This is a genomic window from Bradyrhizobium sp. TM233 (assembly GCF_036247965.1).
GTDB classification, from domain to species: Bacteria; Pseudomonadota; Alphaproteobacteria; order Rhizobiales; family Xanthobacteraceae; genus Bradyrhizobium; species Bradyrhizobium ottawaense.
This window is the reverse complement of sequence record NZ_BTIG01000019.1, coordinates 14,089-39,579: the sequence shown is the minus strand read 5'-3', so window position 1 is coordinate 39,579 and position 25,491 is coordinate 14,089. Positions and strand designations below refer to the sequence as shown.

The window sequence follows — 25,491 nt, the reverse complement described above, 5'->3', positions numbered from 1 at the left end:
GCATGAGCGGGGCTTTGCTTCACACTCTCTTCGACATTGCAGCCTGGCTGGCGGCGGCGGCGGCCGTCTACTGGCTGTCGCGGCAGCGCCTGCAGTTTCCGGCGCAATCCTTCGAGCTGCCCTATATCGCCGCGCTGGTGTTCGGCGCGGGCCTCGGGGCCTACCTGTTCGGCTCCGCCAATCTGTGGCTGTCGGGCGAGAGCGGCATTGCGCGCTCGGTCGAGGGCGCGATCGCCGGCGGCATCGTGGCGATCGAGCTGTACAAATGGTCCGCGGGGATCGCGCTGCGAACCGGCGCCCGTTTTGCGCTGCCGCTGGCGCTCGGCATCGCGATCGGCCGGCTCGGCTGCTACTTCGCAGGCCTCGACGACTTCACCTATGGCACGCCGACGGCGATGCCCTGGGCCCATGATTTCGGCGACGGCATTCTGCGCCATCCCGTGCAGCTCTACGAGAGCGCGGCCATGGCCGTATTCGCGCTGCCCTATATGCTGGCGGTCGTGAACCGGAATGCCTTTGTGATCACCAATGGTTTCTACCTGGTTCTCGTCTATTATGGAGCGCAACGCTTCCTGTGGGAATTCCTCAAGCCCTACGGCACGCTGATCGGTCCCTTCACCCTGTTTCACCTGCTGTCACTGTCCATTTTGCTTTACGCTGGCGTCATGCTGGCGACGGCGCCCAAAGCGAGACCCATGCATGAACGCGCCGTTGCGTAAGTCGCGTCCCTATATCTTTTGGGGCCAGACCCAATCCCTTTGCGAGACCTGCCTGAAGCTGGTGCCGACCAAGATCCAGATCCTGGACAACGAGGTCTGGTACGAAAAGCGATGCAGGGAGCACGGCGTCCAGTCGACGCTGGTGTCGACGGATGCCGCCTATTGGCGCCTGTGCAAGGATTTCATCAAGCCCGGCGACCGGCCTCTGCAATTCCAGCAGCGCACCGAATTCGGCTGTCCCTATGATTGCGGTCTCTGTTCCGACCACGAGCAGCATTCCTGCCTGGCGCTGATCGAGATCACCGAGCACTGCAATCTCACCTGCCCGGTCTGCTTCGCCGAATCCTCGCCGGCGCGGACGAAATTCACCCCTCTTGCGACAGTGGAGAAGATGCTCGACGCGCTGGTCGCCAGTGAAGGCGAGCCCGACCTCGTGCAGATTTCCGGCGGCGAGCCGACGCTGCATCCTGATTTCTTCGCGATCCTGGACGCCGTGCGCGCCCGCCCGATCCGTCACGTCATGATCAACACCAACGGCCTGCGCATCGCACGCGAAAAGGATTTCGTGGCGCGGCTCGCCGAGAACAGGCGCGGGCTGGAGGTCTATCTCCAGTTCGATTCACTGCAGCGCGATGCGCTGATCGACCTGCGCGGCGCGGATTTGCGAAAGATCCGCCAGCAGGCACTGGAAAATCTCGAGCATTTTGGCGTGTCGACCACGCTGGTCGCGACCATCAAGCGCGGCGTCAATGACTCCGAGATCGGTGACATCGTCCGCCACGCCCTGACGTGGACATGCGTGCGCGGCGTCACGCTGCAGCCGGTGCAGGACGCCGGCCGCAACGAGAATTTCGATGAGAAAACCGACCGCATCATGCTGTCGGAGATCCGCAAGCGCGTGATCGAGACCGGCGTATTCGGCGACAAGGACATGATCCCGCTGCCCTGCAATCCCGAAAGCATCTCGATCGGCTACGGCCTGCGCAATGGCGAGAAGGTGCTGCCGCTGACCTCGCTGATTCCGCAGGAACAGCTGGTTGCGGTGATGCCCAATACGATCAGCCCGGAGAAATATCCGGTGCTGCGGGAGAAGTTCGTCGATCTGTTCTCACTGTCATCGGGGCCGCTCAACACGTCCGAGCGCGTCTGCGAATTGCTGTGCTGCCTGCCGAGCTTTCAGGTGCCGGAAGGGCTCTCTTACGAGAACGTGTTCCGCGTCACCATCGTGCAGTTTCTCGATCGCTTCAATTTCTGCGTCGGCAACGTCAAGCGCAGCTGCATCCATTTCGTGACGGAGCAGGGCGCGATCATTCCGTTCGACACCTACAATCTGTTCTACCGCAACGGCAAGATCGACGGCATCCGCGCCGCGCTGGCCGCGCAGGCGAATGAAGGAGTCTTGCAGGCATGAGCTTCAGCGACACGCCGCCACCGGCGCCCCCGGGTCCCCCTCCTGCCCCGACGGAAAAGCGCAGCGGCTGCCTGACCGCACTGATGGCGATTTTCGGGGTCCTCATGCTGCTGCCGGGCGCCTGTGCGCTGCTCTTCGGCGGAATGTCGGTGTTCGAGGATGGCAGGATCGCCTCGGACATCGCGCCGCTGGTCTTTCTGGGCCTCGTCGTGGGGATCGGCGGGGCCGCCCTGATCTGGGCAGCTATCAAGGGACGAAAGGCCCCTATCCATCCCGGGACCCAGCCTTAACCCCCGGAGATTCCCGGACAAAATTCAGTCAACCAACGGGCAAAGAACGCATTGTTTTTTGGCGGTTTTTGCATATATTGCGCCGCAACGCGTAGGCTGCCCGGTCGATATGGCCGGGCTTCCTTTTTGGGCGGAAAGCGCCCCGTTTCCAGTCTTCCAGCGTTGTTTCGAGAAGAGGTCCCGGTCCGACCGGCGAGATCGCGCTTAACCCATTGTTCGAACGCAAAGAAGCTCACTCATGAACCTCCGTAACGTCGCCATCATCGCTCACGTCGACCACGGCAAGACGACCCTGGTCGACAAACTCCTCCAGCAGTCCGGCACGTTCCGCGAGAACCAGAAGGTGACCGACCGCGCCATGGACTCCAACGATCTGGAGCGCGAGCGCGGCATCACCATCTTGGCCAAGGCGGCCTCGGTGCAGTGGAAGGACACCCGCATCAACATCGTCGACACCCCCGGCCACGCCGATTTCGGCGGCGAGGTCGAGCGCATCCTGAACATGGTGGACGGCGCGCTGGTGCTGGTCGACGCTGCCGAAGGCCCGCTGCCGCAGACCAAATTCGTGGTCTCCAAAGCGCTCAAGGTCGGCCTCAAGCCGATCGTCGTCATCAACAAGGTCGACCGCCCCGACGCGCGCCCGACCGAAGTCATCAACGAGGTGTTCGACCTGTTCGCCGCGCTCGACGCCAGCGAGGAGCAGCTCGACTTCCCGATCCTCTACGGGTCGGCCAAGCAGGGCTGGATGGCCGACAGCCCGGAGGGTCCGAAGGACAAGGGCATGGAGCCGCTGTTCGACCTGATCCTGCGTCACGTCGCGCCGCCGACGGTCGAGGAAGGTCCGTTCAGGATGATCGGCACCATCCTGGAGGCCAACCCCTATCTCGGCCGCATCATCACCGGCCGTATCTCCTCCGGCATCCTCAAGCCGAACCAGCAGGTCAAGGTGCTCAACGCCGAGGGCAAGCTGGTCGAGTCCGGGCGCATCACCAAGATCCTGGCGTTCCGCGGTCTCGAGCGCACGCCGCTCGACGAAGCCGAAGCCGGCGACATCGTCGCCATCGCGGGTCTCACCAAGGGTACCGTCGCCGACACCTTCTGCGATCCGACCGTCGAAGTGCCGCTGCCGGCCCAGCCGATCGATCCGCCGACCGTGTCGATGTCGTTCATCGTCAACAATTCCCCGCTCGCCGGCACCGAAGGCGACAAGGTGACGAGCCGCATGATCCGCGACCGTCTCTTGCGCGAGGCCGAAGGCAATGTCGCGCTGCGCGTCGTCGAAGCCTCCGACAAGGACGCGATGGAAGTCTCAGGCCGCGGCGAATTGCAGCTCGCGATCCTGATCGAGACCATGCGCCGCGAGGGTTTTGAGCTCTCGGTGTCGCGTCCGCGCGTCGTGTTCCAGAAGGACGAAGCCACCGGCGCCACCCTGGAGCCGATCGAGGAAGTCGTGATCGACGTCGACGAGGAGCACTCCGGCGTCGTCGTGCAGAAGATGAGCGAGCGCAAGTCCGAGCTGGTCGAGATGAAGCCGTCCGGCGGCAACCGCCTCCGCCTGGTGTTCTACGCGCCGACCCGCGGCCTGATCGGCTATCAGGGCGAGCTGCTCACCGACACCCGCGGCACCGCGATCATGAACCGCCTGTTCCACGGCTACGCGCCGTACAAGGGCGAGATCCAGGGCCGCCGCAACGGCGTGCTGATCTCCAACGACCAGGGCGAAGCCGTGGCCTACGCCATGTTCAAGCTGGAAGACCGCGGCCCGATGATGATCGAGCCGGGCTGGAAGGTCTACAAGGGCATGATCGTCGGCGAGCACACCCGCGACAACGATCTCGAGATCAACGTGCTCAAGGGCAAGCAGCTCACCAACATCCGCACGACCTCGAAGGACGAAGCCGTGCGCCTGACCCCGCCGATCCGCATGACCCTGGAGAAGGCGCTCGCCTATATCGAGGACGACGAGCTCGTCGAGGTCACTCCGAAGTCGATCCGCCTGCGCAAGAAGCATCTCGACCCGAACGAGCGCAAGCGCGCAGAGAAGTCCAAGGAAGCGGTGGCGTAAGGCCACCGCAAGCCACAGTGCCGTAGGGTGGGCAAAGCGTAGCGTGCCCACGTCTTTGCCCACTTGATGCGAAGACGTGGGCACGGCGCAAGAGCGCCTTTGCCCACCCTACGAAACCGTCTCGTACCCTGCACATCACATGGGTCCCGGCTCTGCGGAGCGGCGTTACACGCCGCACCGCGTCCGGGACACGAGACCGGATACCTGGCCGGCTTCAGCACATCCAGCGAACGTGCTAGAGCCCGGCCATGACCTCCCTCCCCTCCTCCGTGGACGTCGCGATCATCGGCGCCGGTGCCGCCGGCCTCGGCGCGGCGCATGCGCTGCATGGCTCCGGCCTCTCCGTGATCGTGCTGGAGGCACGCGACCGGCTCGGCGGCCGCGCCTGGACCGTGCAGGCCTCCCCTGACGTCACCTTCGACGTCGGCTGCGGCTGGCTGCACTCGGCGGACAAGAACTCCTTCGTTTCGATTGCGCCGCGACTCGGTTTCGAGCTCAACAAGGACCTGCCGCCCTGGCGCGAGCGCGCCTATGGCAACGCGTTTCCGCAGGGCGAGCGCGACGATTTCATGCGCGCGATGGACGCGTTCTATGAGCGCCTCTGGGAAGCCGCGCAGACGGGCAAGGACGAGCCTGCGAGCCGGAGCCTCGAGATGGGCAATCGCTGGAATCCCATGATCGACGCGATCTCGACCTACATCAACGGCTGCGAACTCGAGGACATGTCGACACTGGACTGGGACGCCTATGAGGACTCTGGCCTCAACTGGCGCGTCCGCCGCGGCTATGGGGCGCTGGTCGCCGCCTACGGCGCGCCCTGTCCGGTCGCGCTGAACTGCAACGTCGCGCTGATCGATCATTCGGCAAAGCGCATCCGCATCGAGACATCGCAGGGCACGCTGACCGCGGACAAGGTGATCGTCACCCTGCCGACCAACCTGATCGCCGATGAGACGATCCGCTTTTCGCCGCCGTTACTGTCCAAGGTCGACGCAGCAGCCGGCCTGCCGCTCGGCGTCGACGACAAGGTGACGCTCGCGCTCGATGACGCCGAAGCCTTTCCCAAGGAAGCGAACTTACGCGGCGCCACCATGCGCACCGCGATGGGCACCTACCACATCCGCCCATTCGGCCAGCCCTGCATCGAAGGCTTCTTCGGCGGCAGCTTTGCACGCGCGCTGGAAGATTCCGGCGACGGCGCCATCGCCGCGCACAGCATCGACGAGATCGCCGGCTTTCTCGGCAACGACATCCGCCGCAAGCTGAAGCCGCTCGCGGAGTCGCGCTGGGCGCATGATCCGTTCGCGCGAGGCTCCTATTCGCATGCGCTGCCCGGCCACGCCGGCGATCGCGCCATGCTGGCCGCGCCGGTGGATGGACGGTTGTTCTTCGCGGGAGAAGCGACGTCGCCAGAATTCTTCACGACCGCGCATGGCGCGCGCGACAGCGGCGAACGGGCGGCGAAGGAAGTACTGGCGGCAATCGGGAAGCTGTAGCTTCGCTGCGCTCGCAATGACGTGGCTACTCGATCACCCGGCTTCGCAAATCCGCATCCGGCACGAAGCACGCGTCATACTTGCCGAAGATGCGATAGCGGTTGCGGGCGATGAGGCTGTAAACGAAGTCCCGCAGCGGTTTCGGCACGGCGAACAACGCACACACCCAGCCCCAGCCGGGAAGCAGCGAGAGCACGGTCAGCGCGGCGTCTGACTTCATGAACACTTCGCCGCCGTGGACGACCGCGTTGGTATCGGGATCATCGGGATCGATGTCGAACGTCCGCGCGAGCCGGGCTCCGTACGCCGACTGGATCGGCGTGAAGCGAAACCGCTTCACCGTGTCGCGCTCCGCGAGGAAGCGGACCCAGCGCGAGCAGAAGATGCAGACGCCGTCGAACAGGATCACGTCGTCATCGGGCCATCTAGGCATCAGCGGCTATCCCGTCGCATCACAGGCGCCGGCGCCGACTTCAGCACACGATCGAGCTCAGTCCTTGCGCCTTTGACACCAGCTTCAGTCTCGATCATCCAATGTCCTTCGCTGCCGACAGCCGGCAGGATGCGGAAGTCGACCTTGCCGCCACCACCGCGAAACGCATCGGCCAGGCTCTTCGAAAACGCCGGCGCGAAATAGCTGTCATTGGTTGCAACGAGCCATGTGACAGGGATGCGCGCGCCCTTGCCGAACTCTGCAGCAGTGGCAAGAAGCGTGTGTGTCGCGCAGATCCGGTTCGGCTCATCATTGGCATGGCCGCCACGCCCCGGCGCAAACACTGCGATCGCGTTGATCGCCTTCGGATCGGCATTGGCGAGTGCCAGCGCACCCCAGCCGCCGGCGGAATGGCCGATCACGATCGCGGCCTCCTTGCGAATGAAATCCTGCTTTCGCAAGAACTCCAGCGCGAGCCGGATTTCCTCGGCCGTTGCACGGCCCGCGCGCGCATAGTCCGCCTCGTCACAGCCGCCCTGGTCCTCGACATAGCGGCCGCCGGTCGCACCATGGCCGAGCCGCTCCGGCACCAGCACGGCAAAACCGCGCGCGACGAGATAGGCGGCGAGCGGACGATATTCCGGCTGCGGCATTTGCGCTCGACGCAATACGTTCTGCGTCGAGGCGTGTGCGACGACCGCAAGCCGGAACGGCCCTGCGCCGGCGGGGCGAAACAGAAGGGCACGCGCAGCAATGTCGGTATCCGGCGACGGCACAAGCCACGCTTGTCGGCGAAGCGGCTCGCCCTCCTCGCCCGATGGACCAAACGTGACCTGAGCGCACAGAGGCGGCGCAGTCGGCAAGGCCAGCAGAGTCAGGAGCGCGAGGATTTTGAGGAGCCGCATGAATGGCCGGAGGCGAGAACAGCGACAATCAGACTAGTAGGAACGAATCAGTATCGGCGGACTTTCTGCGCTGCCATTGCCGTTCATTCGTTGCCGCAGTGGGAGTTTTGCACCGACGCAGGGCACGCCTGTGCCACTCGAGTCGGCGTCCTGTCTTTTTTCGGTACAACATGGTTCAGATACTGATGCACAAAGTCCACACGTTAACCGATAATTAACGATAGGTCTTGCCGCCGGCGCGGCGACTTGGTTTGATTGCGCCCATGAGCACAACCCTGATCGAGGTCCGGCCGGCCAAAGCTGCAGATGCAACTGCGGTGGCGTCTACTCATGACGAGGCTTGGCGCTCCGCCTATCAGGGCATCATTCCCGGCGCCGAGCTGGAAAAGCTCATCAACCGCCGCGGCCCGCAATGGTGGGACAGCGCGATCCGCAAGGGCAGCCGCGTCAGCGTGCTGGTGTTCGGCGACAAGATCGCGGGCTACGCCAATTACGGCCGCAACCGTGCCCGCAGCCTGCATTTCGACGGCGAGATCTACGAGCTTTACCTGCGCCCCGAATTTCAGGGCCTCGGCTTCGGCCGCCGCCTGTTCGCCTCTGCCCGCCGCGACCTGATGCAGAGCGGACTGAAGAGCATGGTGGTGTGGGCGCTCTCGGACAACGACCCCGCGACCGAGTTCTACCGGGCGCTGGGGGGCCGTATGGTGGCGCGCTCCTCGGAGCGGTTCGGGCCGAAATCGCTCGACAAGGTTGCCTTCGCTTGGACCAATTGAGCTGCTGAAAGCTGATCTGGCAGCGTTTCCCTTCCGTCGATACCGCCGCCTTTGAGCCGGTGATTTCCGGATTCATTATTTCACAAAAACGCGATGGATCAGCGGGCCAAGCCCGCGTATGACAGCGCCAAAATCGCTGCCGGGCGCGATTTTACCTCGGCAACAACGGAGCCTTCAATGCGTATCGATGCGATCTCGATCGGGAAAAACGTACCACACGAAGTCAACGTCCTCATCGAAGTCCCCGTGGGCGGCGAACCGATCAAATACGAGATGGACAAGGAAGCCGGCACGCTGGTGGTCGACCGCTTCCTCTACACGCCGATGCGTTACCCCGGTAACTACGGCTTCATCCCGCATACTTTGTCGGATGACGGCGACCCCTGCGACGTCCTGATCATCAATACCCGCGCCATCATTCCCGGCGCCGTCATGAGCGTGCGCCCGGTCGGCGTGCTGTTCATGGAAGACGAAGCCGGCGGCGACGAGAAGATTCTGGCGGTGCCGTCGTCGAAGCTGACGCAGCGCTACGACAAGGTGAAGTCGTACTCCGACCTCCCTGACATCACGCTGCAGCAGATCCAGCACTTCTTCGAGCACTACAAGGATCTCGAGAAGGGCAAATGGGTGAAGATCCTGCGCTGGGGCGGCCCGGAGGATGCGCACAAGCTGATCCTCGAAGGCATGGATCGCGAGAAGAAGAAGAAGGGCTGAGCTTTGGTGTCCCGGACGCGATGCGGCATGTCCCGGCGATGCGTAGCATCGTCCGGTGTGACGCGTCGCAGAGCCGGGACCCATGCTGCCGCTGGGCCCCGGCTCCGCAGCGCATCGTTTCACGCTGCGCTGCGTCCGGGGCACGAGAGTTTGGCTACACCGCCGGCTTCGGCAGCTCGGCGATCGCGCAGGCCGCACGCAGCGTGTTGACCAGCAGGCACGCCACCGTCATCTGACCGACGCCGCCCGGCACCGGCGTGATCGCGCCGGCAACCCCAAGCGCTTCCTGATAGGCGACGTCGCCGACGAGGCGCGTCTTGCCGTCGTCCTTTGGAATCCGGTTGATGCCGACGTCGATCACGGTCGCACCCGGCTTCAGCCAGTCGCCGCGCACCATCTCAGGTCTTCCGACCGCGGCATAGACGAGATCGGCCTGCTTCACGAGCCCGGGCAGGTCACGCGAGCGCGAATGCGCGATCGTCACCGTGGCGTTCTCGTTCAGCAGCAATTGCACCAGCGGGCGGCCTACCAGGTTGGAGCGGCCGATGACGATGGCATTCTTGCCTTCCAGCGAAGCGTGCACGCTCTTGGTCAGGATGATGCAGCCGAGCGGCGTGCAGGGCGACAGCGCCTCGAAACCGCCGGCGAGCCGGCCGGCATTGTTCGGATGCAGCCCGTCGACGTCCTTGGCGGGGTCGATGGCGTTGACGACGGCTTCGGTGTTCAGCCCCTTCGGCAGCGGTAGTTGCACCAGAATGCCGTGTACGGCCGGATCGCGGTTGAGCTTTGCAACCAGTGCCAGGAGATCTGCCTGCGAGACGTCGGCCGGCAGCTTGTGCTCGAACGAGGCCATGCCGGCGGCCTGGGTCTGGGTGTGCTTGGAGCGGACATAAACCTCGCTGGCGGGGTCGCTGCCGACCAGCACGACCGCGAGCCCCGGCACCAGATTGTGCTCGCGCTTGACGCGGGCGACCTCCTCAGCGACGCGGGCCCGAAGTTCCGCGGCGATGACTTTTCCATCGATAATCTTGGCGGTCATGTCAGTTCCCTCAGTCTTTCGATTGGGCCGAGACGAGCTGGCGCAGGGCTTCGCCGAGCCGTGCCGGATCGCCGTCGACCGCGATCTGCTTCAGCCGCGAGGTGGCTCCGGACAGGAGCTTTACGCCGGCCTTGGGGACGCCCAGCGATTTCGCCAGCAGGACCAAAACAGCCTTGTTGGCCTCGCCGCCATCGGCGATGGCGCGCACCCGCACCTTGAGCACGCTGCGGCCGTCGGCCAGTTGCTCGATTCCGTCGATGCCGTCGCGACCGCCGCGCGGCGTCACCCGCAGCGCGATGCTGATTCCCGCGGCCGAGTAACGCCAGGGTTCCTTGCAAGCTTCGTTGGCAACCAAGGGCTCCAGCCCGCTCAGATCACGTTCGGGTAGATGTAGTACAGGATCACCCGCTCGATGAACATGATGAGCAGGATCAGGATGATCGGCGAGATGTCGAGACCGCCGAGACTAGGCAGGAAGTTGCGAATCGGCGCCAGCACCGGCTCGGTGATCCGGTACAGGAACTCCGCCACCGCCGACACGAATTGGTTGCGGGTGTTCACCACGTTGAAAGCGATCAGCCAGGACAGGATCGCGGAGGCGATCAGCAGCCAGACGTAGAGGTCGAGCACGATGATGACGATGTCGAGAACGGCACGCATGATTTTTCAGGGCTCTGGCTTTTGAAGACTCTGGCTTTTGAAAAGGCTGGCTGCGGTCGGGATTGACGCCTTTTGCTAGATATCGGTTCCCCCCCGCCCAAACAAGGGAAGTCGGCACCCCGAATGGCTAAAACCGCCTTACACCCGTCCTTGACTTGACCTTGGCGGGGACTTAAATGGCGCCCGGTTGTCGGCCGCATTCACCAGAGTGGCCAGCAAACGGGGCCATAGCTCAGCTGGGAGAGCGCGTCGTTCGCAATGACGAGGTCGGCGGTTCGATCCCGCCTGGCTCCACCACGCTTCGCCCTTCGGGCTACGCGTGGCGCAGCCACGAGGAGCCCGAAGGGTGAAGCGTGGTGTCCGGCGAAGCCCAAAGGGCGAAGACGGACTGGTTGAGGAACAATCCCCCTACCTCCCCGTAAACCTCGGCGGCCGCTTCTCCATGAAGCTCGCAACCCCCTCCCGGAAATCGCTGCCACCCAGCGCCACCATCATCTCCCGGTTGGCTTCGATCGTTGCCTCCGCCAACGTCTGGAACGGCACCTCGTAGAGCTGGCGCTTGATCACGGCCATCGCGCTCGGCGAGACGAAATCGGCGAGATCGCGTGCATAGGCATAGGTCTCCTCGCGGAGCTTGTCAGGCGGGCAGAGCCGGTTCACCAGGCCGATCCGCAACGCCTCGTCGCTCGGCACGCGCCTCGCCGAGAGCAGCAGATCCATCGCGTTCGCATGACCGACGATGCGCGGCAGCATCCAGCTGATGCCGTGCTCGGCAATCAGGCCGCGCCGCGCGAAGGCCGTCGTGAACACCGTGTTGTCGACGGCAAAGCGCAGGTCGCAATAGAGCGCGTGCACCAGCCCGATGCCGGCCGTGGCACCGTTGAGCATGGCGATCACAGGCTTCTTGATCGACGGATAGAACCCGTAGCGCGTCTGCCAGTCCGGACGCCGGTTCATGTCGAACGGCGGCAGGTTCGACGCGCGCCGGACGTCATCGGGATCGAGCCCCTTCAGCGCATCTATGTCGGCGCCGGCACAGAAGGCGCGGCCCGCGCCGGTGATGATGATGACGCGGACATTGTCATCGGCGCTCGATGCTTCCATCGCATGGCGCACGTCGCGCTCCATGGTCGGCGTCCACGCATTCATGCGGTCGGGACGATTGAGCGTGATGGTCGCGATCTTGTCGCTGACCTCATAAAGAATGTGCTCGTAGGCCATGACGCTCTCCCTTTGCTTTCCGGCGCAATTTCGCGCGCGCTCGTTGGGAGCGAGCCTAGCATATTCAGGGATGAGGCAAGGGCTTCGCGCGAACGCGCGGATCACTCGGCGGCTTGCGCCAGCACCGGCTGGCGCGCCAGCCAGCCGTTGATGAAATGGTCGAGCCAGTCGCGCTCTGCGACATCGTATACGGCACGATCGGCGAAATGATGATGTCGCTGCCGCGCACCGGGCGCGCTGAAGCCGTCATAACCGCGCGTGGTCCAGCGATGCATCATCGCGTAGGTCACGTCGGGGTGAAACTGCACGCCGAAGGCGTTGCCGGTGCGGAACGCCTGCACCGGAAAATCGTCACCTTCTGCAAGCAACTCTGCGCCGACAGGCAGCTCGAATCCCTCGCGATGCCAGTGATAGACATGGGCCGGCCAGGCCGGGCAGAGCGCGTGGCCCGCGGCGGTCGGGCGGATCGGGTAGTAACCGATCTGGGTCAGCGCATCCGCATGGGGCGCGACGCGGGCGCCGAGCTGCATCGCCAGCATCTGGGCACCAAGGCAGATGCCGAGGAACGGCCGCTGCTCGCGGAGCGGAATTTCGATCCAGTCGATCTCGCGGCGAATATAGGCGTCGGAATCATTGGCGCTCATCGGACCGCCGAAGACGACCGCGCCGGCATGCTGATCGAGCGTCTCGGGCAGGGGATCGCCGAAGCGGGGACGGCGGATGTCCAGCCGATGGCCAAGCGCACGAAGCGCATTGCCGACACGGCCCGGCGTCGAGGATTCCTGGTGCAGGATGATCAGAACCGGCAATTGGGTTTCGGAGGCGACGGCGCTTGGCGTCCTTCTCGGGAAGGGCACCACCTCTGCGCCACCAAACCTGTCCGTCCGGAACGACATGGCCTCTGCGAGTGCTATCGGTTCAGACCGCCAGCATAACTAAGCGATCGTTAATTTCGTGTGAGTTCGCGCACACATCGAAACCGAAGCAAGCTCCGGGCCAATACGGGAGCCTCGAGATCTAATGCCTCTGCCTCTGGAACCGACTGGTGGCGGCCAGGATGAAGCCCCGCGGGAAAAAGCGCAGCGCAAAGGGCACAATCTTGATGCCCAGACCGGGCAGCACTGCCCGCTTGTTGGCCATCAGGCCACGATAGGCCTCCTGCGCGACATCGGCGGCCGAAACATTGAGCAGGGCCGTATCATGTCCGGAGCCGACGCCGGCGCGTGCCTGGAATTCGGTGGGCACCGGACCCGGGCAAAGCACGGTGACGCGAACGCCGCGCGGCGCGAGCTCCGCCCGCAGCGCTTCGGTGAAGGAAATCACGTAGGCCTTGGACGCATAATAGACGGCCATGCCGGGGCCAGGCAGGAAGCCCGCGACCGAGCCGACATTGAGAAGACCGCCCTTGTTCTTGATGAGCTGATCGGCGAAACGCAGCGACAAATCCGTCAGAGCCCGCACGTTGACATCGACAATCCCGACCTGCTCGTCGCGATCGCGCTCGATGGCGTCGCCGAACACGCCGAAACCGGCATTGTTGACGAGGTGGTCGAGCTCGACGCCTTCAGCGGCGAGCGCGGCCGCGATCGTCTCGCCGGCGTCCGGGTTCCTGAGATCGCAGGCGATCACGATCGGCTTCTTGCCGCCCTTGGCGGCGAGCTCGTTCGCGAGCGCCTCCAATCGATCCGCGCGCCGCGCCGTCAATGCGAGGCGATGTCCATTGGCGGCAAACACGCGCGCCAGCTCCGCACCTATGCCCGCCGAAGCACCGGTGATCAACGTTACCCGCTCAGCCACGATCGAAGTCTCTTGAATTGAAGTTTTTGGCCCCGCAATGACGGAACGAGAGCATAAGCCGTGCGCGTCAGGCAAGCGGCGTCGGCCGCATGGCGGCCTGAGCGGGCGACAGGGGGAGCAGAAAAACCGGGTATTTACGGACGAATCCGGACTGCCGGCACCTACATTAAAGTTTCGTCATGTGATCCGTACAACCGGCGGTCCGCCGGCTTGCGCGGATCATCCGCCGACGGCGCTGTCCTTCACCTGACCACCGGCGTGCTCCGCCACCGTATGCTTCAGGTCGATCCGGTCGCGCTGGGAGATCCCGAGCAGATCGGAGGCGCGCCAGACGACGTTGTCTTCGAATTCGGAGACCTGGCCGTCGGCATAGACCAGCTCCCACATCATCCGGACGATGCGCTTGCGGCCCTCTTCGTCGAGCGAGCGCATGATCACGCTGGTGAAGTGATAGAGGTCCACCGCCTCGCCCTCGACCTGGGTGGCGTCCGCGATCAGACGATCCGCAGTGCCGCGATCGAGCCCAAAATGGCTTTCGATCAGGCTGTGCAGCTTGCGCTGCTCGGCCGCGCTCGGCTGACCGTCCAGCGAGACCACGTGAACCAGCAGCGCGGTGGCGGCCAACCGATAATCGCTGTCCCCGAACGTGCGGTTCTGGTCATGGGGGGCGACAATGTCGGCGATGAATTGGCGCAGGCCGTCGAGCATAAGGTCCTACCGAAATCGATACAGCCGCGAGGCGCGGCCGTTACCAGCATTATATGAGCAGGAAACTCAACCGGCGCAACGTGCGTCAGTTCCGCGCGCTGCATTACGTTTCGGCAATCTGTTCACGGTCATTCCGGGGCGCGCAAAGCGCGAACCCGGAATGACTGCCTGAGGCTCACGGAATTTCGTACACCACCATCTTGTCGGCGATGCCGCGAAGTGCCGCCTGTTTCTGGATCGGCTTGATCGCGCGCTGCTCCAGCACCTCGGCAACCGCGGGCGCATCGAGCACCGGGCCGGTGATGTGGATCTCCTGCGCGGTCGACAGGCTCTGCACGCGGGCGGCAATGTTGACGGTCTGGCCGAAATAATCCTGCCGCTCGTTGAGCATCACCGCGAGGCAGGGGCCTTCATGGATGCCGATCTTGACGATGAGATCGTCGGTGCCGCGCCGCTTGTTGAGCTCGTCCATCGCCGAGCGCATCCGCAGGCCCGCGACGATGGCATGCTCGGGACGGACGAAGGTCGCCATCACGGCATCGCCGATCGTCTTCACCACCGCGCCCTTCTCGGAGGAAATGATCTCGAGCAGCGCATGGAAATGCGCGCGCACCAGATCGAAGGCGGCGAGATCGCCGACGCGCTCGTAGAGCGCGGTCGAGCCCTTCAGATCGGTGAACAGGAAGGTCAGCGACGTGATCTGGAGCCGCTGGTCGAGACTGAGATTGTCCGCCTTGAACACATCCCGAAAGGTCTGGTTCGACAGCATCCGCTTGGCGGTGAGGAACGGCTTGCGTTTGCCGATCAGATGGTGGAGCGCCTCGGCCGCGATGAACACCGACGGCAGCACGCGCACGCCGGCCTGGTTCTCCAGCGACAGCCGCAGCGGGCCCGGCCGCATGGTCGTGGTCCCGGTCGGGGCCTGCACCTTGTTGTACATGATGGCGAGCTGCTGGCGATCCCTGGTCGGTTCGCCCTGGACGTCGATGAAATGGGCCGCGTGCGTGACCGGCTCGAAGATGATGACGAAGTCGCTCGGCAGCTGCAGCGACATGGTCGCCTTCTCACCGGCCGGCAACTCCATCGTATCCAGCGTTACCTCGTTCGCCAGCGTCGCGAACGAGTCCTTGTTGAAGTCGACGCCGGAACTCCAGAACACCTGCTTGAAATACTCCCACACCGGCAGCGTATCGGGATCGTGCGCCGCGATGCGCCGGACGCGCGGATTCACGGTGAAGGAGACCTCGACTTGATCGTCGACGGAGGCCTTGTAGCCGCAGGCGCAGAGCGCGCAGTGATAGTCGTCGGGCTTGAGCGCCTTCAGCGTCGTGTGCGCACCGAGCACACCGCCACAGCCCGGACACAGCACGTTCCAGCCGAGATCGAACAGCCCGAGCCGCGACGCGTGCAGAAAGGCCGAGATCGCGTGTTCTTCGTCGACGGCATGCTGCGTGGCGAAGTCGAGGACATTGACGCGGTTGAGCTCATGATCCTCGCCGTTCTCGATCAGACGCGCAATCGCATCGACCACCTTCGTGTCAGCGGTCTGCTTCAGAACGGAGAACTGGGCCTGGATGTCGCTCATGGCGGGACTCTGCTGGTTGAATCACGCCATCGGCCAGGCAATCGCCTGTCACCGACGGGTGATACGGAACATGGGTGAGTGGTCCGGCTGGGTCGTGACGACACCGAGCGGGATCACGGGATTCGCCTGATCGGCGAGCTCGACACGAAACGCGCCGATCAGCCGGGCCAGCGCCAGCACGGATTCGGCTTGTGCGAACGGCGCGCCGATACAGACGCGCGGACCCGCGCCGAACGGCAGATAGGCGAAGCGATCGAGCGCCTCCGTCGACATGAAGCGCTTTGGAATGAACGCGTTCGGCTGATCCCACAGCTTCTCGTGCCGGTGCAAAAGCCAGGGCGCGATCATGATGATGTCGCCCTTGCCGATCTCGACGCCGGCCGCATTGTCCTTTTCGCGTGCGGCGCGCGCGACCAGGAAGGCCGGAGGATAGAGCCGCATGGTCTCGTCGATCACCGCGCGGGTGAATTTCTGGCGATCGATGTCGGCCATGCTGTCGAGATGCTCGCCGCTTGTCTCGGACGCCACCTCCTCCTGCGTGTCCGGATCGAGCGCGAGCAGATAGAGCGCCCAGAACAGCGCCGTCGCCGTGGTCTCGTGACCCGCCAGGATCATGGTCGCGACCTCGTCGACGAGCTGCTCGTCGGAAAAGCCCTTGCCGGTTTCCGGATCGCGCGCCGCGTCCATGAGATCGAACAGGTCACGCGGCGGCGCGCCGTCCTTCTTGCCGGCAGCGCGCCGCTCGGCGATCAGCATCGCGACGAACTCGGTCCAGCGCTTGCGGAAACGGGCGCGGGCAAAATCCATCGGGCTCGGCCACGACACCGGCAGCAGCATGTCGAGGAAGTAGGGCCGTCCCAGCCGGGACGCATATTCCATGATGAAATTGCGCAAGGTCGCGCCGTGCCGGTCCATGCCGAACGAGAACATCGTGCGCCCGGCGATCTCCAGCGTCATGCGCTGCATGATTTCGCGCAGATCGACCGGCGCGCCCGTCTGCGTATCGAGCTTTGCAATGGTCTCGTCGAGCACCGCCGTCATGTGCGGCACGAGGTTGGCGGTGGCGCGCGGCGTGAAGGCCGGCGCGAGCGTGCGGCGCTGGAACGTCCAGGAATGACCTTCCGCGATCAAAAGTCCGTCGCCCAGCACCGGGCGGAGCATGCGGATGCCCGCCGGCGTGCGCGTATAGTTCTCGTAATTGTTGAGCAGGACGTGCCGGATCGCATCCGGCTGGTTCAGGATGAAGCTGTTGCGGAGGAAGAAGCGGCCCTTGATGACCTCTTCCTCATAGGCGGGCTGCCCCCAGGTTGCGATCATGTTGTGCCGGATCACGGCAAGCCGGCCGAAGAACGACATGTCGTCGGGCGCACGCGGGGGAGCCGGGGGGATGATGGGCCTGCGCACGCTGGCGATGTTCATGGCGCTCTCCCGCAAGATGTGACGCAGGCAAATAGCTAGTAAGTCAGCTCGGCGACCGCAATCCTGTTCTCCTGGGCGGGCCAGGCGCGCGCCACAATTCGTTCTTCGCCGAACTCGGCCACGATGTTACGCCCAACCTCGCTGGCGGGAAGCCGCAGGGTTGCTGCCGCATCCGTGGGCACGCCCGGCTTGACGTCGGCCGGCTCCTTGCCGTCGAACAGCACCACGTCCCGCGGCAGGCCGAAATAGCCCCTCGGCCGCGACAAGATCACGACAGCTCCTGCGTCCTTGTCGGCCGGCCCGAGCGGACGCGCGGCGCGCAAATGCACGACGTCGGATGAGCGTGGGAACGGCGAGCGGTAGATATGCGTCGTCGGCATCTCGGGCGATGCCAGGACGAATTCGAGCGACCAGGCGGGATCGACCTGCGCCGGCCCCCAGTGGCCGTCGGCGCCGGTCTTCGCGCTGTGCAGCGCACCGCCCTTGCGCTCTCCGGTTTCAGGATCGACGCGGAAGATATCGACGGTTGCGCCCACCACCGGGCGATTGGTCGGCACGCCGCCGGGCGTCCCCGTGACGAGGCCGCTCAGCCGGACGGTTGGCTCCGGCACGATCGCAATGCGCGCAGGCTCGCGCCCGGCGATGAATTTGTAGATCTCGCGGAAGGCGCGCGGATGGAACGCCACTTCGCGATGATCGAGTGCGCCGAGCACGAGATTGGTGGCGCCCTTCAGCTCCGGCCCTTCATTGGTGACACCGGTCGGCGTGCCGGGCTTGCCGATGAAGCGGCCGTCGGCCTGGGCGTATTTGTCCATGCCGTCGCTGCGCAATGTGAGGAAGGCAACGCCCGGCGTCACCTCGCTCTCGCCCTCGTTGAGGCTGCGCAGGAACGCGCCGCGGCCGTTGAACTCGCTGTTCGGCTGGTCGTCGGTCGCGAACACGCCGTGATTGGGTGTGCCGCACAGGACGGCATGGCTGACATCGCTGGCGCCGCCGTTCTTGATGACATTGCGGATCGCATAGCCGCCGCGCGAGCTGCCGACCAGCGCCACGCGCGACGCGCCCGTGCGGCGCTTCAGCTCGGCAATGGCAGCGGCGAGCTCGCGGCGCTGGTCCTCGGTCGAGGAGCGGTTCGCCTGCTCGACCTTGTCGTCGGTGCGCGCATTGGGATCGGTGAAATTGATCGCCATCATGCGATCGCGCGCGATGCCGTTGGATTCCATCCGCCACAGCGTCGTCATCCAGAGCGCGTCGTAGTCGCCATTGCCGTGGACGAACAGGATCGGCGGCACCTCGGTGCCAGGCGCCGCGGCGGGCGCGGTCTGGGCCCATGCGCCCGTCCGCAAGCTCGCAACTGCGAAAGGCAAGCTGCCCGCCCCCTGCAGGATCGTCCGTCGCGACAGCTTCATATGTTCCTCCCGGCAACCCAACTCTTTGCACCGCTTATAGCGGCCTAACCACTGGACAGCGAAGGACTTTCGCAGGCATCACTGAATTTGCCGGAATCGCCCAAGATCGCTCCAAGACCATTCTGCCAGCACGTTTGGAAGGGGATATGACCGAGCAGACGAACCGCCAGAAAATCGCCGCCGACGGCATCACCGCCCCTTTGCGGTACACCGTGTTCCGGCGCATCTGGCTCGCCAGCCTGCTCTCCAATCTCGGCCTCTTGATCCAGGGCGTGGGTGCAGCCTGGGCGATGACGCAGATGGCGGCCTCGGCGGACAAGGTGGCGCTGGTGCAGACCGCGCTGATGCTGCCGATCATGCTGATCTCGATGCCGGCCGGCGCCATCGCCGACATGTATGACCGCCGCATCGTTACCCTGGTCTCGTTGATGATTGCACTCACCGGCGCAACCGCGCTGACCGTGCTGGCCGGGTTCAATCTCATCAGCCCGGAGACGCTGCTCGCCTTCTGCTTCGTGGTGGGCAGCGGCAACGCGCTGTTCGGCCCGGCGTGGCAGTCTTCGGTCAACGAACAGGTGCCGCCCGATGCGCTGCCTTCGGCCGTCGCGCTGAACGGCATCAGCTACAACATCGCCCGCAGTTTTGGGCCCGCAGTCGGCGGCGTCATCGTCGCGGCGCTCGGCGCGGTCGCCGCTTTCGCCTGCAACGCGATCCTCTATCTGCCGTTGCTGGTGGTGCTGCTGCTGTGGCGGCGCAACACCGAGCCCTCGCGCCTGCCGCGGGAAAAGCTCAACCGCGCCATGGTCTCGGGCTTCCGCTACATCACCAATTCACCGCCGATCAAGATCGTGCTGTTGCGCACGCTGGTGATGGGCCTGATCGGCGGTGCCATCATGGCGCTGATGCCGCTGGTCGCGCGCGACCTCCTGCATGGCGGTGCGCAGACCTACGGCATCATGCTGGGTGCCTTCGGCATGGGCGCCGTGGTCGGCGCGCTCAACATCCACGAATTGCGCAAGCGCATGAGCGGCGAGGCCGCGATCCGCGCCTGCACCATCTCGATGGCGTTCGCGATGGCTGCCCTTGCCCTGAGCACCGAGCCGGTGCTGACGGCAACTGCGCTGGTGCTGGCCGGCGCGGTCTGGATGGCCGCGATCGCACTGTTCAATATCGGCGTGCAGCTCTCGGCGCCGCGCTGGGTCGCCGGTCGCTCGCTCGCGGCATTCCAGGCCTCGATCTCCGGCGGCATCGCGATCGGTGCCTGGGGCTGGGGCCATCTCACCGACTATGCCGGCGTCGAGATCGCATTGCTGACCGCGGCCGGCCTGATGCTGATCTCGCCGCTGCTCGGGATCTGGCTGACGATGCCGCGCGTCGGTGCCCGCAACGAGGATGCCGACGTGTTGGCCGATCCCGAGGTGAAGCTGTCGATCACCGGCCGCAGCGGACCGCTGGTGGTCGAGATCGAATACCGCGTGTCACAGGAGAACGCGCGCGCGTTCCACAACGTGATGCAGGACGTGCAGCTCTCACGGCAACGTAACGGCGCCTATGGCTGGTCGATCGCCCGCGACATCGCCGATCCGGAATTGTGGACCGAGCGCTATCATTGCCCGACCTGGTTCGACTATCTGCGCCAGCGCAACCGCTCGACGCAGTCCGAGCGTGCGCTGCATCAGCAGGCGATCGATTTCCATATCGGTCCCGAGCCGGTGCGGATCCGCCGCATGCTGGAGCGTCCGTTCGGCTCGGTGCGCTGGAAGGATGAGACGCCGGATCGTGCGAGCGCCGAGGTGCTGCCGGTGGTCGCGACCGCGGCTGGGAGCAGCACGTAGGTTTCCTCGCTCCATCCGGGCTACGGGAATCACTACTGCCCGTGCTCGGTCAGCACCTTGTCGCAGCCTTTGCTCAGCTTGGTGCGGTTCTGCTTCAGGCAGGCGAGCACGGCACCATCGCCATTGTTCATCACGGCGCGGCAGAAGCGGGTGACATCGCGCGCGCAGGCATCGTGGCCCGGCTGCTGCTGCGCGGATGCGACCGACGCGCCGAGCAGCAAGGGAAGAATGAAAAGAAATCTGGTCATCGCGTAATGCCTCTTACCCGGAAGAATGTGCGGGCGAAGCTAGTGCGACGATCCCTCAGCCGCAACGGCTTTATTGGTGGGCCGCATGGCGCCGCCGCGTTGCCCCGGCTTGATGCCCGGGGCGTATCGCGAGGGGAGCTAACCGACGCAACGATGACGGTGTTGCGTGCTCTTACTGCTTGTCCTGGGCGTCAGCGACCTTGCGCGAGGCGCCCTTGGCGAGATCCTTGTCCATCACCGCGCGGCAGCCGGCGCTCAGGTCCGTGCGATGCTTCATCATGCAGGCCGTGATCTTCGGGATGTTGGGGATTTCCGACGAGCACAGGCGGAAGGCGTCGCCGGTGCACTGCTGCTGCGCCTCCGCCGAGAAGGCGAAGCTCGAGGTCGTCGAGACGAGCGAGACAATGGCGGCAAAGCCGAGGGCCAGGCTGGTGTCGCGGATACTGGCGGAGAAGGACTTGGTGTTAAGAGACTTGGTCATTTGAAGCTCCCATTGGCGCCGTCGCAACGGTGCCCGTTGTTGATGGGAGCTACGATGCTCCAGCAAAACCGTTTCCACTGTGATGATGGTCACGGGCCGTACCCCGACTGTGACGTCGGTCACTTTGGCGCACCTCCCTGAAATTCCTCCACAACCGCCGTCGTGTTGGTGTCACGTTAACTGTTACTTCGCATTAATGGCTCGTCGCGCGGGAAATTCCGCCGGTTTGGTTGCGTAATTGGAAAGAGTAGCGATGCGTAATGCGTTGGGCCTGATGCTGGCCAGTGTAGTTGCGGCGGTCGTGATCGCCGCAGGCGGTTGGTTTTATTATTCCTCGCGCGCCGACCAGGCCGCCCCCAAGACAATTGCTGCCCGTGCCGCCGATCAATTGCCGGCACCTGCGAAGCTCGCCGCCAGGGATGACGTCGAGACCACCGCGACGATCGCGGCCAGGCCGACGACAGTTGCTCAGGCACCCGCGCCCGCCCCGGCTATGCCGGTCCAGCAGAAATCGACCTGCGCCAATCCGAACGCGCTGGGCGTCTCCCGCGTGGTCGAGATCGACACCACCGGCGGCCCCGGCTTCGGCTTCGATCATTTCAAGCAGTTCGACTTCCTCACCGACAAGGAAGTCGTGCTGACCTTCGACGACGGTCCCTGGCCGGTGAACACGCCGAATGTGCTGAAGGCGCTGGCGGATGAATGCACCAAGGGCCTTTTCTTCTCGGTCGGCAAGCATGCGACCTATCATCCGGAGATCCTGCGCCAGGTGCTGGCCCAGGGCCACACGGTCGGCACGCATACCTGGTCGCACGTCAATCTGAACGGCAAGAAGATGACGGAGCAGATGGCCAAGGACGAGGTCGAGAAGGGTGTCAGCGCGGTGAGATTCGCGCTCGGTGCCAACCCGGCGCCGTTCTTCCGCTTCCCGCAGCTCCAGCACAATCCGGCGATCGTGAGCTATTTCGGCACCCGCAATGTCGCGATGTTCTCGACCGACGTCGACTCCTTCGACTTCCGGAAGGGCGCCACGCCGGAGAAGATCATCGAGACGGTGATGACCCGGCTGGACAAGCTCGGCAAGGGCATCATCCTGATGCACGATTTCCAGAAGAATACCGGACTGGCCCTGCCGACGCTGCTCGCGCGGTTGAAGGCCGGCGGCTACAAGGTCGTGCAGATGAAGGCCAAGACGACGCTGCAGACGCTGCCGGAATATGACGAAGCCATCATGAAGGATATGAAGGTGCCGACCGCGAGCACGAACACGCGTCCGATTGGAAGCGTGGTGCAGACGGTGTCGCAGTAAACGCCAGCGATCCGATCCAAAGTCTAGCGTCATGGCCGGGCTTTTGCCCGGCCATTTGCTTCTGGCGAGCGGCTCACCAATAGATGCCGTGGCGGTGCAGCTCGCTGATGATGCGGCGCTCGGTCCAGCGCTTGGACTTCGACTTGTCCGCCCTTGCCGTTTTCTTGGTGGCGGGCTTGGTTGTCGCGACCGGCGCCGGGGTGGCCGTGGGCGTGGTCACCGCGGGAGTCGCCGGCGTGACCGTGGCGGCCGGCGCAGAGAGCGACACTGCCGGCGGACGATCGGAATATTTCGGCGCCTCCGCGGCTGGCGCGACTTCGCTCACCTGCGCCGTGGCGGCGGTCGGCGTCGTTTGTGGAGCGGGAGCCTGAGCGCCCGCCGCGGACAGCGACAGGCTGCGGGAGCCGTCTGCCTGGGCAGAGGCGGAAGCCAGGACCATGGCGGCAACCAGAATGATCTTGCGCATGTGAAATCTCCCCGTGTTGGCGTCACCGGGACATTACGGGGGACGGACGCCACTCGATGTGACCGGGCTCACAAATGCCCAGGTCTCGCCCGCGGCTTCGCTAGCGCCGAACACTCAGCTCGCGGATCGCAAATCCAAGATCGCGGGGATCGCCGGGAAAGCGCGTGACGGAATTCGTCGCCAGCTCGACAGTCAACGTCTCCTCGCCCGCAAGCTCGTCGAGCGGGAACGACAGGGGTCCCGCCGGAACGCTTCCCCTGTAGATCTCACGGCCATTGATCTTGACGAGGAATTCGCTGCCTGAGATCGGCATTGGCCACAACGCCAGCCGCAACGTTCGCGCCGGCGCCGACGGCTTGTTCGGGACATCGAAATACGCGGCCGGTGATGCCCATCGAAGCGCTCCACCTGGTGTCGATTCCTTGCCGAACAGGCCACGTGTTGCGATCCCTGGCGGGACTTCGACACCAATCTCGAGAACGTCGCGGCGCCCCTCCAGAAACTCCCGTGAAGAGCGATCTGTCGCCACCGGTACCAATCGCTGTCCTGGATTGGCGGTCAGCCGGTCGGCCGACGCGAGACAGTCGAACTTGTCCCAACCGGTCGGCAAATAGGCGCGCCCGGTCTTGCCGGACCACATGAAGACATTCGGCGACGCCCAGGCTATGCCGTGATCGGCCGCGAGGCTGCGCAACACGTGATTCATCATGGGATGAGCGACATCGATGACGATTCCATTGCAGCTTCCGAACTCGGCGGACAGGCGATTGTAATCCCAATCGAGCGACGCCTTCTGCGCATTGACCTGTGCGGCGGACGTCGGAAGACCCGGAATGCCTGCACCTAGCGCTTGCAGGACCAACAGCGGTCGCAACGCGCCGAGGATCAGGTGAGCGACCACGACGATGATGCTGGCAACGACGGCGCTGGATCGCCACTGCGCTGCCGCCAGGGGGGCAACGATGAGGGTGAAGAGCATCGGTGCCGCCATGGCGAGGCCCTTGCCTGCTGCCCAGGCGTGACCAGCCGCAAGAATGGCAATCGGCACGAGGCAGCCTGCCAGGCTGCCGGCCAGGAGGCGCGCGGCGCTACCGTCAGGCTCGGAACGCCAGATCGTCCAGACCGCCCCGGCAACGCTCCTCACCAGCACGAACAGGAAACCGTAGAGCAGCAGCTTCCACACGAACGCGATTGCGACAGGCCAACCTGCGGAGGGGAGCACCGCATACAAGCCGAGGCCGGCGACCGCTGCCTCGACGGGCAGCGAGAAATACGCATTTGCCAGTTCTCCGAGGCGGCTGTCGGGACCGGCAATGATCTCGAGGAAATTCGCTTCACCGCCGAACAGGTAGAGTTGAAAATACTTCCACCAGTCCGGCGGATAGGCTGCTGCGTGGCTCAGCTGGCGAACGACGTAGGCGGCCGTGCCTGACCAATGTGGAATGCATGCGAGCAGCGATGCTCCGATACCTGCCGCCAGGCCGGTAGCAGCTACAGGCAGGGCCTGCCGCGATGTCCGATGGCCGATCGCCATCACGACGATGACCATGGCGGCAAGTCCGTAGACCGTCAGCGATTCCGGATAGAGAAAGAACACGCCCGTCATCAGCGCGGCAAAAATGGCTCCCAGCCGGACAATCGAACCCGGGACCTGCCCAAAACGATCCTTGTCGAAGGCCAGCGCGACGAAAGCGAGAAGGAGCAGGAAGATGGGTTGCGCCGCAAGCTGAGACCACGCGTTGATGTCGAATACGTACTGCTCGAAAAATCCGACCGTAAGCGCCGAGGCACAGATCCATGCCGGCCAGCGCGGCATCGCGAGCGCGTTGACGAAGACGAACAGCGCCGCAAACAGCATGTTGAGCTGCATGCCGACCATGTACGGGTAGGTGCAATCGACGACATGGCCGCGGCTCACGACGGCGAAGGCTGCGTGCATCATGGATACGGCGCTGCGCCAGTCGATGAACCACAACGCCGCGACAGCCAGGGGATCGGACTGCGCACCCTCTACGCCCTGGACGACCAGCGTAGCGTAGTCGAGCGTTCGGTAGGAAATCGAAGCTCCCACATAGAGCAGCTGATCGTAGACATTCGCCTGGAAGACGCGGAAGCGTGGACCACCGGTCCATCCGGGTGCCAGACAGAGAATCGCAACGACCGCAACGATGGCCATGGCCAGCCATGCTCCGGCTGATATCCTCCGCCGCCACTGTCCGACCCGAACCATCATTGCGGCTGCAATGACGAGACCGGCGGCCGCCATCGCCAGCAGCGTGACCCATGGCGCAACGCCGGACAGATACAGGATGGCGGTTGCGGCCGCGAGCAGGCCGAAGCCGAGCGGCGGCGCGAGCGCCCAGCGGACGGCAAAACGTTGCGACGGCAGAAGCAGGGAGAACGGCAGGCCGATGGCTCCGCACATCGATACGAAGAGCCCGACAACCAGGATATCGTGCATCACTGCGACTGCCCCCTGACCGGAAGTAGTTGCGGTGAATGCCCGCC

25 protein-coding genes and 1 tRNA gene are annotated in these 25,491 nt (G+C 64.5%); 10 read left to right on the top strand and 16 right to left on the bottom strand.

The annotated features are described in order from the left end of the window. The first annotated feature begins 2 nt into the window (after nt 1-2). From AABA86_RS28590 to AABA86_RS28570, 5 genes are all read left to right on the top strand, one after another. Complete coding sequence (locus AABA86_RS28590) at nt 3-719, top strand: prolipoprotein diacylglyceryl transferase family protein (protein WP_338309195.1); 717 nt, start codon at nt 3-5, stop codon at nt 717-719. Then, nucleotides 700-2,130 carry a radical SAM protein gene (locus tag AABA86_RS28585; protein ID WP_338309194.1) on the top strand — a complete coding sequence of 477 codons (1,431 nt, stop codon included), beginning with the start codon at nt 700-702 and terminating at the stop codon, nt 2,128-2,130. Before AABA86_RS28590 ends, AABA86_RS28585 begins: the two co-directional genes overlap by 20 nt. Beyond that, complete coding sequence (locus AABA86_RS28580; RefSeq protein WP_212243100.1) at nt 2,127-2,420, top strand: hypothetical protein; 294 nt, start codon at nt 2,127-2,129, stop codon at nt 2,418-2,420. The genes AABA86_RS28585 and AABA86_RS28580 overlap by 4 nt, the downstream gene beginning before the upstream one ends. Nucleotides 2,421-2,658: 238 nt before the next feature. Beyond that, complete coding sequence (typA, locus tag AABA86_RS28575) at nt 2,659-4,485, top strand: translational GTPase TypA (RefSeq protein WP_212243101.1); 1,827 nt, start codon at nt 2,659-2,661, stop codon at nt 4,483-4,485. Nucleotides 4,486-4,733: 248 nt separating this feature from the next. Next, nucleotides 4,734-5,981 (top strand): flavin monoamine oxidase family protein, encoded by a 1,248-nt coding sequence (locus AABA86_RS28570; protein ID WP_338309193.1) that lies wholly within the window; start codon nt 4,734-4,736, stop codon nt 5,979-5,981. 25 nt (nt 5,982-6,006) lie between these two features. Here AABA86_RS28570 and AABA86_RS28565 read toward each other — a convergent pair whose 3' ends face one another. Together AABA86_RS28565 and AABA86_RS28560 are read right to left on the bottom strand one after the other, a co-directional pair. Next, the gene (locus AABA86_RS28565) at nt 6,007-6,414 is read right to left on the bottom strand and encodes a thiol-disulfide oxidoreductase DCC family protein (RefSeq protein WP_212243103.1); all 408 of its coding nucleotides are present in this window, start codon (nt 6,412-6,414) and stop codon (nt 6,007-6,009) included. Beyond that, on the bottom strand, nt 6,414-7,319 hold the full coding sequence (locus AABA86_RS28560) for a dienelactone hydrolase family protein (protein WP_212243104.1): 906 nt from the start codon (nt 7,317-7,319) through the stop codon (nt 6,414-6,416). Before AABA86_RS28560 ends, AABA86_RS28565 begins: the two co-directional genes overlap by 1 nt. Before the next feature lie 263 nt (nt 7,320-7,582). On the opposite strand from AABA86_RS28560, the gene AABA86_RS28555 reads away from it, so the two are divergent. Continuing rightward, the gene (locus AABA86_RS28555) at nt 7,583-8,092 is read left to right on the top strand and encodes a GNAT family N-acetyltransferase (RefSeq protein WP_018318962.1); all 510 of its coding nucleotides are present in this window, start codon (nt 7,583-7,585) and stop codon (nt 8,090-8,092) included. 177 nt (nt 8,093-8,269) lie between these two features. After that, entirely contained in the window at nt 8,270-8,806 is a 537-nt protein-coding gene (ppa, locus tag AABA86_RS28550) for an inorganic diphosphatase (RefSeq protein WP_018318963.1), read from the top strand. Nucleotides 8,807-8,960: 154 nt separating this feature from the next. On the opposite strand, the gene folD is transcribed toward ppa, so the two are convergent. The 3 genes from folD to AABA86_RS28535 are packed head-to-tail and all read right to left on the bottom strand — an operon-like array spanning nt 8,961 to nt 10,505. Next, complete coding sequence (gene folD / locus AABA86_RS28545; RefSeq protein ID WP_212243105.1) at nt 8,961-9,845, bottom strand: bifunctional methylenetetrahydrofolate dehydrogenase/methenyltetrahydrofolate cyclohydrolase FolD; 885 nt, start codon at nt 9,843-9,845, stop codon at nt 8,961-8,963. A gap of 10 nt (nt 9,846-9,855) precedes the next feature. Next, nucleotides 9,856-10,200, bottom strand: a complete 345-nt coding sequence (locus tag AABA86_RS28540; RefSeq protein ID WP_212243107.1) for a DUF167 domain-containing protein — start codon at nt 10,198-10,200, stop codon at nt 9,856-9,858. 14 nt (nt 10,201-10,214) lie between these two features. Next, nucleotides 10,215-10,505 (bottom strand): YggT family protein, encoded by a 291-nt coding sequence (locus AABA86_RS28535; RefSeq protein WP_007598721.1) that lies wholly within the window; start codon nt 10,503-10,505, stop codon nt 10,215-10,217. Between the two features lie 221 nt (nt 10,506-10,726). Between AABA86_RS28535 and AABA86_RS28530 the strand changes: the two genes are divergently transcribed. After that, nucleotides 10,727-10,802, top strand: a tRNA-Ala gene (locus AABA86_RS28530). Nucleotides 10,803-10,913: 111 nt separating this feature from the next. Here the strand turns inward: AABA86_RS28530 and AABA86_RS28525 are convergent. From AABA86_RS28525 to AABA86_RS28495, 7 genes are all read right to left on the bottom strand, one after another. Then, nucleotides 10,914-11,726 (bottom strand): enoyl-CoA hydratase, encoded by an 813-nt coding sequence (locus AABA86_RS28525; RefSeq protein ID WP_338309192.1) that lies wholly within the window; start codon nt 11,724-11,726, stop codon nt 10,914-10,916. Between the two features lie 101 nt (nt 11,727-11,827). Continuing rightward, nucleotides 11,828-12,622, bottom strand: coding sequence for a glutamine amidotransferase (locus AABA86_RS28520; protein ID WP_338309191.1), 795 nt, complete (start codon nt 12,620-12,622; stop codon nt 11,828-11,830). A 121-nt stretch (nt 12,623-12,743) separates the two neighbouring features. Continuing rightward, nucleotides 12,744-13,523, bottom strand: coding sequence for an SDR family NAD(P)-dependent oxidoreductase (locus AABA86_RS28515; RefSeq protein ID WP_212243113.1), 780 nt, complete (start codon nt 13,521-13,523; stop codon nt 12,744-12,746). A 219-nt stretch (nt 13,524-13,742) separates the two neighbouring features. After that, nucleotides 13,743-14,231: a tellurite resistance TerB family protein gene (locus AABA86_RS28510; protein ID WP_212243115.1), complete on the bottom strand. Its 489-nt coding sequence runs from the start codon at nt 14,229-14,231 to the stop codon at nt 13,743-13,745. 175 nt (nt 14,232-14,406) lie between these two features. Continuing rightward, complete coding sequence (locus tag AABA86_RS28505) at nt 14,407-15,816, bottom strand: adenylate/guanylate cyclase domain-containing protein (RefSeq protein ID WP_338309190.1); 1,410 nt, start codon at nt 15,814-15,816, stop codon at nt 14,407-14,409. A gap of 48 nt (nt 15,817-15,864) precedes the next feature. Continuing rightward, nucleotides 15,865-17,235 (bottom strand): cytochrome P450, encoded by a 1,371-nt coding sequence (locus AABA86_RS28500; protein WP_338309189.1) that lies wholly within the window; start codon nt 17,233-17,235, stop codon nt 15,865-15,867. A gap of 35 nt (nt 17,236-17,270) precedes the next feature. Continuing rightward, nucleotides 17,271-18,644: a hydrolase gene (locus AABA86_RS28495; protein WP_338309188.1), complete on the bottom strand. Its 1,374-nt coding sequence runs from the start codon at nt 18,642-18,644 to the stop codon at nt 17,271-17,273. Nucleotides 18,645-18,790: 146 nt separating this feature from the next. Here AABA86_RS28495 and AABA86_RS28490 point away from each other — a divergent pair, with 146 nt between their 5' ends. After that, nucleotides 18,791-20,479, top strand: coding sequence for an MFS transporter (locus tag AABA86_RS28490; RefSeq protein ID WP_338309187.1), 1,689 nt, complete (start codon nt 18,791-18,793; stop codon nt 20,477-20,479). A 32-nt stretch (nt 20,480-20,511) separates the two neighbouring features. Here AABA86_RS28490 and AABA86_RS28485 read toward each other — a convergent pair whose 3' ends face one another. Continuing rightward, nucleotides 20,512-20,727 carry a cysteine rich repeat-containing protein gene (locus tag AABA86_RS28485; protein WP_212243125.1) on the bottom strand — a complete coding sequence of 72 codons (216 nt, stop codon included), beginning with the start codon at nt 20,725-20,727 and terminating at the stop codon, nt 20,512-20,514. 172 nt (nt 20,728-20,899) lie between these two features. Further along, entirely contained in the window at nt 20,900-21,208 is a 309-nt protein-coding gene (locus AABA86_RS28480; protein ID WP_338309186.1) for a hypothetical protein, read from the bottom strand. Between the two features lie 253 nt (nt 21,209-21,461). Between AABA86_RS28480 and AABA86_RS28475 the strand changes: the two genes are divergently transcribed. Continuing rightward, a complete protein-coding gene (locus tag AABA86_RS28475; protein ID WP_338309185.1) occupies nt 21,462-22,517 on the top strand; it encodes a polysaccharide deacetylase family protein in 1,056 nt (351 codons plus the stop codon). Nucleotides 22,518-22,590: 73 nt separating this feature from the next. Here AABA86_RS28475 and AABA86_RS28470 read toward each other — a convergent pair whose 3' ends face one another. Both AABA86_RS28470 and AABA86_RS28465 read right to left on the bottom strand, forming a co-directional pair. Next, the gene (locus tag AABA86_RS28470) at nt 22,591-22,983 is read right to left on the bottom strand and encodes a hypothetical protein (protein ID WP_338309184.1); all 393 of its coding nucleotides are present in this window, start codon (nt 22,981-22,983) and stop codon (nt 22,591-22,593) included. Nucleotides 22,984-23,083: 100 nt separating this feature from the next. Further along, complete coding sequence (locus AABA86_RS28465) at nt 23,084-25,159, bottom strand: hypothetical protein (RefSeq protein ID WP_338309183.1); 2,076 nt, start codon at nt 25,157-25,159, stop codon at nt 23,084-23,086. Nucleotides 25,160-25,491 lie beyond the last annotated feature (332 nt).